The sequence below is a fragment of the Gammaproteobacteria bacterium genome (assembly GCA_009838035.1).
Lineage (GTDB): Bacteria > Pseudomonadota > Gammaproteobacteria > Steroidobacterales > Foliamicaceae > Foliamicus.
Genome location: VXSK01000029.1, coordinates 77406 through 89541 on the forward strand (window position 1 = coordinate 77406; position 12136 = coordinate 89541).

Here is a 12136-nt window from a genome sequence, read left to right on the forward strand (position 1 = left end):
AGGCTGTTAGCCCTGATCCATGATCTGGGGGAGCGGCGGCAGCGTGTGAATCTCCAGCGCCGTCGTTACCGCCCGGGTTGACATCACCGGCACGCCGGAGCCGCGGGCCGTTTCCTCGAGAATCGCGTGCTCGACGCTCAATGCGTACCGGCTTGCCGGCGCCAGGGCGGCCGCCGGAATGACGCGTTCGGTGTCCGAATAAAGCATGAAGCGCTGGCCCTGGAAGGGACGGCCGCTGTGGTCCACCTTGTAGTTCTCCTCATCGCGCAGTATCACGAAGATCATGTCGTCGACGATTTCGCGCGGGTCCGCGCGACCGGAATCGAAAGGCGTGTACCGGACGACAAGGTCAAACATGGAATCGACGCCGTCGAAGGGGACCTGCTCGCCGTTCTGCTCCAGCCACACCTGCGGACCCTCGGGGTATCGGCCCTCGCCGAGCCGGACGGGTATGGAAACCGGAGCGGTCGCGCCCGGCGGCGAGTAACGAAAGACGTACTTGCCATTGGGCCATTCTTCGTCGATTTCCGCCTCGCTGTCGTACGTCCGGTCGCCCCGGATCAGCAGGATACGGTCTCTTGAGGGACCCACGACGGCGCGCTGATCCGTGAATTGAACCTCGCGGCCGTCCGGCCGGATCAGCACGGCTTCGCCGAGCGGCGTTCCGTCGGCGAGAAAGATCTCGGAAAAGAAGGAGTAGTACTGGCGCCTGGGCTTGCCTGCGCCGACCTGCTCATACCCCGCGTGCTTGCCCACCACGGCGAAATTGACGTCCCGGGTCTGGGCAACCGCTGGAGAAGACGCCAGGAACGCGACCGCGGCGAATGCAAGAACTGGCGCGAGAGCGCCGAAGGCGAGGGCGTCCCGCCCTCGCGGAAGGCGGGACCTCCGAGAGGGCAATGCCCTCTCTCCCGGGATCAGGTTCGCCGGCCGTCTACCGGCCAAACTTGTAATTGACCTTGGCGCCCCAGATGCGCGGATGCGGACGCAGCCGGAAGCCGCTGAAGCCGAAGTTCTCGCCGGTGCCCGTGAAGTACTCCTCGTCGGTCAGGTTCTCGACGTAGGCCACGACTTCCCAGCACTCGCTCAGATGCACGCCGGCCCGCAGATTGAAAATGTCCACTTCGGGGGTGCGGAACGGATAGCCGTCGGTGCGGCTCGGCACCTGCGCAATCCAGTCCGTCTGCGTCAGCGGATCGGAGTAGATGGTCGCGCCGCTCGTCTGCAGGTAGGTCACGTCCTCGATGGTCGAGTACTGAGAATCCTTGTAGATCCACTCCAGCCGCGCCCAGCCATCGAACTGATCCAGCGTGAACGCGTAGTCGGCCGCCATGCTCCAGGTCAATTCCGGCGCACGCGGCAGCGGCTGGCCCTTGAGGTCGACGAACAAATTGCCGCTCAGCCGAGCGACGTCGTCGCTAAGGATCTCCGTGTCGATCACGCCAAGGCCCGCCGTCAGCGTCAGGTTCTCGGTGACCAGCGCCGCCAACTCCGCTTCCAGGCCGGTGGCGCGCGCCTCCTGGACGTTGATCGTGAGCTCCACGTTGGTCGTGGCGTCGCCCGGCACCAGGAAGAAGAAGGTCTCGAGCTGCAGGTCCTCCCAGTCCAGCAGGAAGGCCGCGGCGTTGAAGCGGGCCCGCCCGTCGAACAGTTCGGACTTCACGCCCACTTCGTAGTTGGTCAGGATTTCGGGATCGAAGACCTCGTTGATCGCCGAGTTGTCGGCGCCGTTGCGGCCCAGCGAGAAACCGCCGGCCTTGTACCCCCGCGACACCGTGGCGTAAACCGTGGCTTCGTCGGTGAGATCGTAGGACAGCGCAACCCGGGGAGAAAGATCGGTAAATGTTTCCTCGCCGCTGATCTCCATGGTCGGCACCAGGTTGTTGGGCCAGCGCGGATTTTTTGGCCCTGCCGGCGATGATCCATACGGCAGGTAGGTATTGGTGACATCATCGGATGTGTAGCGGCCGCCCAGCGTGAAGTCGAACCGGTCCGTCATGTGCCAGGTCACGTCCGTGAAGACCGCCACACTGGTCAACTCAAACCCGTCATCGGCGCAGGCCAGGCAGAAGAAAGCCCCTTCCGGCCAACCCCAAACGGCGGGGAGAAAGGCCGGGGGCAGCGCGGGGACTTGCAAGGCATGGTCCACGCCATTGACCACGGTGGTCGTGCCCGACTGCACGGCATTCGACATGTCCTTTTCGTCGCGGGCGTACATCGCGCCCACGGTCCAGTCGAAGGCATCGGACGTGATGTCCAGGCGCAGCTCGGTGCTGAACGACGTGCCTTCGCGGGTCTGATCGCGGAACACGACATTCTCGGGGACCAGGTCGTTATCGAAAACACGGTCCAGTTCGGTGTCGATCCAGCCGCTGATCCAGTTCACGGTAGCGGTGTCCGACATCTCGCGGCTGACCTTGAGGATAGCGATGCTGGTGCTGTTCTCGTTCTTCTCGCCTATCGCCGAGCGCGCGGTCTTGCTGCGGTTCTCGGGCCAGAAACCGGTGCCGGGGTCCACCGGGGCCAGCAGGCCTCCGCTGGGCCCACGGAACAGGAAGGTCGCCACGGAGTCCGTGTCCCAGACGCCGGCGGGCACGTTCTCGTCGTGGCCCTGATTCTCGTCGCTGTTCATCAGCATCAGATCCACGGTGGTCGCGTCGTCGAGCAGCCAGCGCGCCGACACCCGGACCATTGTGTAATCGTGGCCGGAATCGCCGCCGCCCGGCACGATGTTCTCGACCAGGCCGCCGGAATCCTCGTAGTAGAGCACGCCGCGCAGCATGAAGTTGTCCGACACCGGCAGGTTGATCATGCCGCTGAAATCGTACTGCTCGGCGGCGTTTTCGAAGTTCCTGAAGCCCAGCGAAGCGCTGTAGTCGAATTCGGGCTGCGGCTTGCGGGTGGTCAGGTTGAGCGCGCCGCCCACGGCGTTGCGCCCGAAATAGGTGCCCTGCGGACCGCGCAGCACTTCGAGGCGCTCCAGGTCCTGCAATTGCGGGTTGACCGTGCCCTGCCCCACGGACGCCACGCTGAACTCGTCCAGGTACACGCCGATGGACTGAATGAAGGAACTCTCGTCGGTATTGATGTTGCTGACGCCGCGCATCGCGATGCTGATGCCGCGGGAGCCCACCTGGCCGTCTTCCGTGTAGCTCACGTTGGGCGTGAGGTTCAGGTACTGGGCCGCCTCGGTGATGTTGGCGATCTCAAGCGCCTCGCCCGTGAAGGCGGTCACCGCCACGGGAACTTCCTGCAGGCTCTGCTCGCGGCGCTGGGCCGTGACGATGATTTCCTCAAGAACCATGCCGTCTTCCTGCGCAACCGCCATCGGAGCGATCATCGCAAGGGCAAGAAAACCAAAGGGAATACTGCCTTTCTTCATCCGTTTTTCCTCCGGGGAACTGATGCCCGAAATTCGGGAAACTCGACTTGGCGATCATAACACCAAAGCCCTTTGGGCAAACGGCCACGAGACATTGACCAGAAGGGATTAGAAGGTCTCATTTGGTTTCATAAAGTCTCGTAATCCAGTACTAGCCGTTCGCTGAGCGGAAGCGACTGGCAGACCAGCACGAACCCGGCCTCGATTTCCTCTTTGAGCAGCGCATGGTCCTTGCGCATCCGGACCTCGCCCTCCAGCAGCCGCGCCCTGCACGTGGCGCAGATGGCGCTGCGGCAGGAATGCGGAGGCGTGTGCCCGGCCTCGATGGCGGCGCTCAACACGTCCAGCCCGCGCGATGGGTCCATGCGGAATTCGCGCCGCTGCCCGCCGAGCAGCAGGGTCACGCGCACGTTTCGTCCGGGCGGATTCGAGCTGGTATTCGTCATTTCGGTTACTGTACGGCCAGTGAGCGATTTCCGTAAGCGTTACGGGGCCTGGGCCCTGGTTGCCGGCGCATCCGAAGGCCTGGGCGCGGCTTTCGCCGAACAGCTCGCGGAGCGCGGCATGAACGTCCTGCTGCTGGCGCGGCGGGAAGAATTGCTGGCGGAACTGGCCGGGCGGCTGAACGCTGATTACGGGATAGAAGCGCGCTGGCAGGTGCTGGACCTGTCGGACCCGGACCCGGCTTCGCGACTCGAGGCCTTCTGCGGAGATATTTCGCCTGGCCTGCTGGTCTACAACGCGGCGCTGATCCCCACCGGTCCCTTTGTCGAGATGACGCAGGACACGCTTGAGCGGATAGCGAGGGTCAACGTGCTGGGCCCGCTCGCCCTCACTCGGGCGCTGCTCGATCCCATGCGCAGCCGCGGCCGGGGAGCCGTGGTCCTGATGTCCTCCATGTCGGGCATACAAGGCTGGCCGGGGATCGCAGCCTACGCGGCCACCAAGGCGTTCAACACCACGCTCGGCGAAGCGCTCTGGTACGAGCTGGGCGAAGAAGGCATCGACGTGGTGGTGTCGTGTCCGGCTGCCATCAGCACACCGGCCTATTTCAGAAACTTCGGCCGCAGGGTGCCGGGCATGCTCACGCCGGAGACCGTCGCGCGGGCCACGCTGGATGCGTTGGGCAAGGGTCCGAAGGTGGTCCCCGGACTGATCAACCGCATAGGGTGGCAGCTCATGACGCGACTGCTGCCGCGCAAGCCGCTGATCCGCGCGATGGGCAGGACGATGAAAAAGGTGGTATGAGCGGCTTCCTGTCGGGCTTCTTTTCCTCCTGGCTGATTTTTGCCGCCGTCCTGGTCCTCCAACTGGTGCTGCCGGCGCGGCGCATCGAAGGCTATGCCCGGCATGAGGAAACCGGCGCGCGGCTCGGCTACCGGCTGAACGGGCTGCCGGTATTCGCAATCTGCGTAGCGGCCTGGTTCGTACTGGGCCACTACGGCGTCATGCCCTGGGACTGGCTGTGGCATCACCGCTGGTCCGGGGCGGCGGGCGGCTGCGTGCTCGGTCTGCTGGTGTCCGCGGCCGTCGTGTTTTCCGCTCCCGCGCGGCGGCGCTCTTGGCTGGCGGACTATTACCTGGGCCGGCGGGCCAACCCGCGGATGTTCGGGGGACGCGTGGACGCCAAGATGTACTTGTACGTGGCCGGCGCGACACTGCTGCAACTGAACCTGCTCTCCTTCGCGGGCCATCACCATCTCGACAATCCCCTCGATCTTTCGCCCGGCGTCGTGCTCTACGTCATGCTGTTCACCTGGTTCATCTGCGACTACCTGTTCTTCGAGCGCGTGCATCTCTACACCTACGATCTCGTCGCCGAGCGCCTGGGGTTCAAGCTCGTCTGGGGATGCCTGGCCTGGTATCCGTATTTCTACGGCGTAGGGCTGTGGGCGGTGGCCGACCTTCCCGACCCGGAGGCGCCGCAATGGCTGTACTTCATTGCGGCGCTGGTCTTTTTCGGCGGCTGGATGCTGGCCCGCGGGTCCAACATGCAGAAATTCACTTTCAAACGCGATTCCGGGCGGGCGTTCCTTGGCGTCATGAAGCCCCGGGTCATTTCCGACGGCGCCAGCAGCATCCTGTGCAGCGGTTTCTGGGGCGTCTCCCGCCACGTCAACTACCTGGGCGAAATCATGATGGCCTGCGGTCTGGCGCTGTCGCTGGGCCGGCCGCTGGAACCGGGACCCTGGCTGTATCCGCTCTATTACCTGGTGCTGCTCGTCCCGCGCGAACGCCACGACGACCGCCGCTGTGCGGAGAAATACGGGGGTCTGTGGGCAGAGTACCGCAAGCGGGTCCCCTGGAGGATCATCCCCAACGTCTATTGACTGCTAGTCCGAGATGTCCTCCAGGCGCTCGCCGGAGCGGACGTTGATCTGAAACAGTGTGGACACCCCGGTCAGCAACAGGCTGGGCAACACCGTGACGGTGAAAGCCCATTGCCAGCCGATGACCACGGCCAGCGCACCGACCACCAGCGGATAGACGGCGAAACCGATATTGATGCCGATTCCGGCCACGAAGGCTACCGCGGTGGCGCGCACCCGGGTGGGAAACACCTCCGCCAGGTAGGTCTGCAGCACGGCGATCGTGCCGTAGAAGAAGAAGGTCATCGCCGCCATCAGCGCGATGTCGGCCTCCAGTCCCAGATCCAGCCAGAACACGGCTGCGCAGATGGGAATGGCGATGAAGACCCAGATCGCCACGGTATTGCGGCGGGTAGTCAGGAATTCGCCGACCAGCGATGAGGCGATGTAGCCGATGGCGCCGATGCCGTACGAGACGCCCACAATGAGGTTGGCTTCCTCCAGCGTGTGGCCCCGCACTTCGTGGAAGAACGTCGGGAAGAAGAACGCGGTTCCGGCGTAAGCGCCGCCGAAGGTCAGCGAAGCGATCCATCCGAGCGAAACGCGGCGGATGTATTGCTTGCTGAGTAACAGTGCTATGCGGTCACGGGCCGTCATGCCCGCTTCGGAACTCGCTTCCTGCGCCTCCTTTTCGGCCAGGAACCGGCGGCTCTCCGGTATGAACCAGTACAGGACCACGGCGATAGGTATGACCAGAAACGCCACCATGAACAAGAGGCGCCAGCTGCCGGCCCCTTGCACGGCCTCCGCTGACAGCAGGCCCAGCGACTCCAGAAACGCGCCCACCGATCGGCCGATCGCGGGATTCCCCATCAATTCGACCGCCAGCAGTCCCCCGATAAACCATCCCAGCGGATAACCGATCTGCAGGATGCCGGCGTTGAACCCGCGGAACCGGGCGGGCGACGCCTCCACCACATAGGAATTGATGATCGGCACCATGCCCGAACACAAGCACCACCCGACCAGGCGCAGGAACACAAGCATGGCCAGCGTTTCCGCCAGCGAAAAGAGGCCGACCATAAGCGCCGAAACGGCAAGGAATACGGAAAACATCATCCGCCTGCCGTAGCGGTCAGTGAGCAGTCCGGCCACCACGATGAAGAACGCGGCGGCCAGGAACGATGCCGACAGGATCAGGCCGATTTGCGGATCGCCGATCGAGAACGTTTCCTTGATCGGCGGGATGGCATAGCCGAAGAACGCCTGGTCCATGTTGGCCAGCGTCCAGCCGAACAGGCAGATGCCGAACACCTGCAGGAAGTACGGGTTCAACAGCGCGCGCCAGTTGACGCGCCCGGCGGGTTCACTCAATGCCTCGCCCTCACTCCCAGGGAATGTTCATTTCGCGCGTCGGCCTCAGGCGGCGCCTTCGGCGCGCTGGGCAGCGGCGGCGGCGCGCGATTCCTTGAGCATCAGACTTCCGGCGGCCGCCATGACCAGCAGGTTGGCCAGGCCCACCATGATGAACGGGGCCTCCGGTCCGTACCGGTCATACAGGTATCCGCCCAGCGCCACGAAGACCAGAATGCCGAGCACTCCGCTCAGGTTGAAGGCGCCGACGACCGTGCCGCGCGAGGCCTTCGGCGCCTCGCGTCCGATCAGCGTGGTGGCGCCCCAGAAAGCGCTGATCTGTCCCGCGCCCAGCAAGCATAAAAACGGAATCGATCTGACCGAAAGCAGGTCGCCGACGAACCACATTCCCAGGTAACCGATCGTCGCAACCCCGAAGGCCACCCCCAGCGCCAGGAGCCGGTCGCGCTTCTCCAGCAGGAAGCCCAGCACGACGATCCAGAGCAGGCCGGCGGTCTGGGCGACGGCAAACGGGCGCACGCTCATGGCCTGGGCCTCGGCTCCCGTAAGCCCCGCGCTCTCGACCGCGAATCGTCCCCACAGGGTCAGGAAACTGCCCAGGATCACGAGGTCGCTGCGGGCCACGAAGGCGCCCGCGTAGGCCACGGCGATGCGAGGATTTCTGATCGCCTCGCGCACGCCCGCGGTAAGCAATTCCTTCACCGGCGGGCGCTCCTCGCGCGTGGTCGGCGTGCCGGGCTGCAGGCCCCACGCCGCCACTGCGGCCGTCACGAAAGCGACCGCCGCGACCAGGAACAGCCCCAGGGGCAGCACCGAGTCTTCGGACAGGCCCAGGCTCTCCACCAGCACCCGCGCGCCGTCGCCGAACATCAGCTTGATGAGCACCACCCCCAGGCCGGTGAGCGCGCCGCTGACCGCCACCACGCGGCCCCGCGAGATTTCTTGCGGATAGTCGGCCAGTATGGTGGCCAGCATGCCGGTGGCCGCGCCTATGCCCACCGCATAGAGAACGCGCGCTCCGAACAGTTGCCAGATCTCGAAGGCGTAGGCATGAAAGACGTAACTCAGGCCCATGAGAAGCAGCCCGATCGCGAAGATCTGGCGGCGCCCGATGCGGTCCGCGGCCACGCCCACGAGGCCGAACACGGCCAGCAGCACGAATTCCGTCCACAGGACCAGGCCGCTGATCCATTGCCCCTGGTCCCTGGCCGGAATGCCGAAGTTCTCGCTCAGTACGTTGGTCTGCACGCCGGTGATCGCGGTGAGCAGCCCAACGGTGGTAAACGAAACGAACAGGAACGACCACGCGTTGGTCGTCGTGAGGCCCGGCACGAACCACAATCCCGCCAGACGCTTGCCGGAGGGGTCCGGCTTCATATCGCGCCCCTTGGCCAAGTTGAGTCCGTTGGGCATCTCAGCATCGCTCCCGTGCCGGCGACGTCAGGGTCTGGTGAAAGACCCCGAAGCACCCGCGGCCGGCCGGCGGCGGCCGCAAGCGCTCATTCAAATGTTCGTGAAGCCTAGGTCTCCTGCTTCGGCGGCGCGGGCGTGCGCTCGATCGCGTACCACTCGAGGCTGGACAGGCTGGCCTCGTCCGGATCGTAGGTCTCCGGCGCGTTGAAGTACTTGGGATGGTGCTTCTCGGCGTAGTCGAGCAGCGCCCGGTCATGCACCTGTTCGAGATCCTCTCCGGCGCCCATGAAGGCGGCGTACTGGCAGAAGCCCGGCGACTGGCCCATCAGCATCCACGGCAGCCACGGCGTCGTGCGGTTCCAGACCCCGTGGTACGGCAACGAGGTCTTGTCGGGATTCTGCAGTTGGGCACCATCCAGGTGGAATGCGAAGAACTCCGATACCTGCACCATCGAACCCGTCGACTCGCGCACCCATTTCGCCGGATCCAGTGCGTTCGGATAGTAGAGGTGGATATGGATCTCCATGTCTACCCGGTCGCCGCGCTGCTGCCACGGCAGAATGAAGGGAATCTTCGGCGGCACTTCCTCGTTGAGTCCGCCGAACCGCGGCGGTTCGGGAAAGTGATCGCTGATCACGTAGTTGAACGGATCGTTGGCGATCGGCACCACGGGCACGGTCTCGCTGGTGTAGGGGTTGTGCCACTCCTCCAGCACCTCGCCGGTCTTGAGGTCGGTGTAGTAGCCCACCTCGCGCAGTATCTTGGCGATCGAACCGTCTTCGTTCTGTTGCAGGCGCGACACGCCGAAGCCGGCAAAGCCGAACAGGTCGCGGATCGCCTCGCCGGGGCGCACGCCCATCACGTAGCCCTTGAACCAGCCCGTCTTCTGGACGCTCTCGTCGAGATTGCCCTGGGTGCGGGCATAGGCGATCTTGTTGCCTTCGCCGGTGCTCAGGTCCACGTACGGGCCGCTGAGGTAGTCCTTCGCGCCGGACGGTTCGCCGTTCTCATCGCCATTGTCGTTGATGGTGACGTTGACGTCGCCGCAGGCGCCCATGCTCAGCGCCGCTGCGCCGAAGGCCCCCACGGCCCCGAAGCCCTTGATGAATTCCCGACGTTTCGATTGCATGAGTCTTCCCCTTATTGCGTTGTTCCTAATTCCGCGAACCTGTCGTGCAGTGCCCCCTCAAGCACCGGAGCCCCTACTGCGGCAGGCGCGTGGCGAGCAAGAATACCAGCACATTGCCGCCGCCCGCCATCAGGTTCCCTGCTTCGGCGGGGCCGGCGTCTGCTCGATTTCGTACATTTCCAGGCTGGACAGGCTGGGCGTGTCCGGAGAATAGGTCTCCGGCGCGGAGAAGTACTTCGCATAGTGCTTCTCGGTGTAATCCAGAAGCGCCCGGTCGTGGATCATCTCCAGGTCCTCGCCCGACCCCATGAAGCAGGCGTACTGGCAGTGACCCTCGGCCTGGCCCATCAGCATCCAGGGCAGCCAGGGCGTCGTGCGGTTCCAGACACCGTGTGACGGAAGCGCGGTGAGTTCGGGGTTCTGCATGTCGGCGCCGTTCAGGGAATAGGCGAAGAACTCCGATACCCGGACCCTTTCGCCCGATGACTCGCGCACCCACACTTCGGGATCGAGCGCGCTGGGGTAGTGGAGATGGATATGGCGCTCCATCTGCAACCGTTCCCCCAGTTGCCGCCAGGGCAATATGAACGGCTCCACCGGGCGCACGTCGGCCTCGTTCAGGCCGCCGAACTGCGGCGGCCGCGAAAAGTGGTCCCTGATCACCATATTGAAGGGATCGTTGGCGATCGGTACCGGTTTCACGGTCTCGTCGAGATAGGGGTTGTGCCACTCCTCGAGGATCTCGCCGCTGCGCAAGTCGGTGTAGTAGCCCACCTCGCGCAGCACCTTGGCGATGGCGCCGTCCGGCTGGGTCTCCAGGCGCGATGCGCCGAACCCGGCGAACCCGAACAGGTCGCGGATCGCCTCGCCGGGGCGCACGCCCATCACGTAACCCTTGAACCAGCCGTAGCGCTGCTTGCTCTCGTCCAGGTCGCTGGACAGGCGGGCATATCCGATCTGATTGCCCCCCGGGGTGCGCAGGTCCAGGTAGGGGCCGCTCAGATAGTCGGTGGCGGCGCCGGAGTCGCCTTCGGCGGCAACCGCCCTGCGCGGCGCCTGGCCGAATGCGAGCGCGGCAGCCCCGAGGGCTCCTACCGCGCCGAAGCTCTGGATGATTTCACGACGATTCTTTTGCATTTCCTCCCCCTCTTGATGCCGGTTACTGTCAGGCGATGCCTGCGGCCTGCGCCTTGCGGCGCCTGGATTCGTGCCGCAACAACAGCAGCGCGAGCGTGAACACTACCACGTTCCCGCAGCCGACCATCACGAAGGGACCGTAGGCCGCCCAGTTATCGAACAACCAGCCGCCGAAGACTCCGGAACACATGATCCCCACGGCGCCGAAAAAGCTGAACAGGCCGATCACCGCGCCGCGGCCGCGCACCGGCGCTTCCTTGCCGATCAGCGCGATGGCCGAGAGCTGCGCGCACATTTCGCCCATGCCGATCAGGGCCGCGCCCAGAAACATCCAGTTGCTGATGGGATCGGGGAAGAACGGCATGGCGAGATAACCGCAGGCGGCCAGGAACATGGCGATCGCGATGCCCGCCACGCGGTCGATCCGGTCCAGGATCGGCGCCATGATGGCCGCCCAGGGAACCGCAAACGCCTGGGCGACAATGTAGAAAAGCACCGCGCGTTCCTGCGCGTCCTCGCTGGACAGTCCCTGCTCTATTCCCACCTGGCGCAGCCACAGCGAATAGAACACGCTCACCACGGCCAGATCGCCGCGCGAAACCAGCGCGCCGACATAGGCCAGCGCCACCCGGGGATTGCGCGCCGCCCGCCACGCCACGCCCCAGGTCTTGAAAATGCCTTCCCGTTTCGAAACCTGGGCCGGCGCCCCCGGCTTGAGGAAAACGATCAGCACCAGCGCCACGACCAGGCAGACGCCGGCCGCGGTCCAGAACGTGGCCCGCCCCACCATGACCGATTCCAGCCCCAGGTCCTTGTACCACCCGATCATCCTGCCGGCCAACCCGTTGACCACGCTGATGCCGATCCCGTTGAGTATGAAGGCCACCGCCTGGAACCGGCTGCGCGAGGCCTCGTCGGGATAGTCGTTGATAACCGAAGCCAGCATGGCGGAAATGCACGCGGCGCCGATCGCGAATATGGGCCGCGCCAGGTACAGGTGCTCGGCCGCGTTGGCCATGGGATAGAGCACGTAGCAGATGCCCACCATGCTGAAGCCCAGCGCGTAGACCACCCGCCGACCGACCCGGTCGGACAGCGTTCCCAACAGGTACACCGTTGCGAGAACGACGAGTTCGTTGATCAGAAGAAGTCGGCCGGCCAGCCCGCCCCATTCGCTCTGAGGAATGCCCAGGTTCGTGAACAGGTAGCCCTGCTGCACGTTGATGAACGTGAGCAGGCCGATGGAGAAGAACGCGCCGAAGTACAGCGCGTTCACGTGGCGGCTGCGCACCCCTTCCTCGAGGCGCAGGGGAATGAGCCCGAGGACCCGGTAAACGCCGCCGGTGGAGTGGGGAGACTCAGACATCCGCGCGGATACTCAATGATTTCGT

The 12136-nt window shown here is 64.8% G+C and carries 10 protein-coding genes; 2 read left to right on the forward strand and 8 right to left on the reverse strand.

All coding sequences use genetic code 11. From position 1 onward, the window contains the following. Positions 1-6 precede the first annotated feature (6 nt). The 3 genes from F4Y72_12430 to F4Y72_12440 form a co-directional block, all read right to left on the reverse strand. Positions 7-759, reverse strand: a complete 753-nt coding sequence (locus F4Y72_12430) for a hypothetical protein (GenBank protein MXZ29092.1) — start codon at positions 757-759, stop codon at positions 7-9. Positions 760-934: 175 nt separating this feature from the next. Beyond that, entirely contained in the window at positions 935-3382 is a 2448-nt protein-coding gene (locus tag F4Y72_12435) for a TonB-dependent receptor (GenBank protein MXZ29093.1), read from the reverse strand. A gap of 128 nt (positions 3383-3510) precedes the next feature. After that, the gene (locus F4Y72_12440) at positions 3511-3828 is read right to left on the reverse strand and encodes a 2Fe-2S iron-sulfur cluster binding domain-containing protein (protein MXZ29094.1); all 318 of its coding nucleotides are present in this window, start codon (positions 3826-3828) and stop codon (positions 3511-3513) included. Between F4Y72_12440 and F4Y72_12445 the strand changes: the two genes are divergently transcribed. Together F4Y72_12445 and F4Y72_12450 are read left to right on the forward strand one after the other, a co-directional pair. Next, a complete protein-coding gene (locus F4Y72_12445) occupies positions 3665-4630 on the forward strand; it encodes an SDR family NAD(P)-dependent oxidoreductase (GenBank protein ID MXZ29095.1) in 966 nt (321 codons plus the stop codon). The genes F4Y72_12440 and F4Y72_12445 overlap by 164 nt on opposite strands. Beyond that, positions 4627-5712, forward strand: coding sequence for a DUF1295 domain-containing protein (locus tag F4Y72_12450; protein MXZ29096.1), 1086 nt, complete (start codon positions 4627-4629; stop codon positions 5710-5712). Before F4Y72_12445 ends, F4Y72_12450 begins: the two co-directional genes overlap by 4 nt. Before the next feature lie 3 nt (positions 5713-5715). Here the strand turns inward: F4Y72_12450 and F4Y72_12455 are convergent, their stop codons facing one another. The 5 genes from F4Y72_12455 to F4Y72_12475 form a co-directional block, all read right to left on the reverse strand. Further along, positions 5716-7065: an MFS transporter gene (locus F4Y72_12455; GenBank protein MXZ29097.1), complete on the reverse strand. Its 1350-nt coding sequence runs from the start codon at positions 7063-7065 to the stop codon at positions 5716-5718. Between the two features lie 45 nt (positions 7066-7110). After that, positions 7111-8478, reverse strand: coding sequence for an MFS transporter (locus F4Y72_12460; GenBank protein MXZ29098.1), 1368 nt, complete (start codon positions 8476-8478; stop codon positions 7111-7113). A 107-nt stretch (positions 8479-8585) separates the two neighbouring features. After that, positions 8586-9608 (reverse strand): DUF1838 domain-containing protein, encoded by a 1023-nt coding sequence (locus tag F4Y72_12465; protein MXZ29099.1) that lies wholly within the window; start codon positions 9606-9608, stop codon positions 8586-8588. 129 nt (positions 9609-9737) lie between these two features. After that, positions 9738-10745, reverse strand: coding sequence for a DUF1838 domain-containing protein (locus F4Y72_12470; GenBank protein MXZ29100.1), 1008 nt, complete (start codon positions 10743-10745; stop codon positions 9738-9740). 28 nt (positions 10746-10773) lie between these two features. After that, positions 10774-12111 (reverse strand): MFS transporter, encoded by a 1338-nt coding sequence (locus F4Y72_12475; protein ID MXZ29101.1) that lies wholly within the window; start codon positions 12109-12111, stop codon positions 10774-10776. Between the last annotated feature and the right edge of the window lie 25 nt (positions 12112-12136).

Excerpts from the sequence above, each read along its gene's own strand:
- F4Y72_12435 (MXZ29093.1), bottom strand. The coding sequence starts at position 3,382 with ATGAAGAAAGGCAGTATTCCCTTTGGTTTTCTTGCCCTTGCGATGATC.
- F4Y72_12445 (MXZ29095.1), top strand. The coding sequence starts at position 3,665 with ATGGCGCTGCGGCAGGAATGCGGAGGCGTGTGCCCGGCCTCGATGGCG.
- F4Y72_12440 (MXZ29094.1), bottom strand. The coding sequence starts at position 3,828 with ATGACGAATACCAGCTCGAATCCGCCCGGACGAAACGTGCGCGTGACC.
- F4Y72_12450 (MXZ29096.1), top strand. The coding sequence starts at position 4,627 with ATGAGCGGCTTCCTGTCGGGCTTCTTTTCCTCCTGGCTGATTTTTGCC.
- F4Y72_12460 (MXZ29098.1), bottom strand. The coding sequence starts at position 8,478 with ATGCCCAACGGACTCAACTTGGCCAAGGGGCGCGATATGAAGCCGGAC.
- F4Y72_12465 (MXZ29099.1), bottom strand. The coding sequence starts at position 9,608 with ATGCAATCGAAACGTCGGGAATTCATCAAGGGCTTCGGGGCCGTGGGG.
- F4Y72_12470 (MXZ29100.1), bottom strand. The coding sequence starts at position 10,745 with ATGCAAAAGAATCGTCGTGAAATCATCCAGAGCTTCGGCGCGGTAGGA.
- F4Y72_12475 (MXZ29101.1), bottom strand. The coding sequence starts at position 12,111 with ATGTCTGAGTCTCCCCACTCCACCGGCGGCGTTTACCGGGTCCTCGGG.